Here is a 386-nt window from a genome sequence, read left to right on the forward strand (position 1 = left end):
AAATCTGACACTGGAGTTACTGAAATTGTTAAAGTTGAAATTTCTGTGTCACCAGCACCATCGGTAATGGTGTAACTGATCACTGGCACGGCACCGTTGAAGTTGTCATTGGGTGTAAAAGTGTAACTACCATCGGTATTTAAAGTGAGTTCACCTTCCGCAAGAGTAACCGTATCACCTGCATTGTACGTATTCCCACCAACAGTAAAACTCGTTACCGTGAGTGGACCATCAGCAGTTTCTGCATTATCAAGCACATTACCTGTGGCTGTTGTATCTTCTGCAACAGTGACAGTTTCATTATCATCGCTCAGATCAGAAACTGGAGTTACTGAAATCGTTAAGGTAGAAGTCTGTGTATCACCTGCACCGTCAGTAACAATGTA

The 386-nt window shown here is 42.5% G+C and carries 1 protein-coding gene; it reads right to left on the reverse strand.

The window, feature by feature from the left end; all coding sequences use genetic code 11:
- On the reverse strand, positions 1 to 386 hold a 386-nt coding region (locus tag H4J69_RS20530; RefSeq protein ID WP_182231152.1), incomplete at both ends, for an Ig-like domain-containing protein.

It is taken from the genome of Colwellia sp. BRX10-9 (assembly GCF_014077405.1).
Classification (GTDB): domain Bacteria; phylum Pseudomonadota; class Gammaproteobacteria; order Enterobacterales; family Alteromonadaceae; genus Colwellia_A.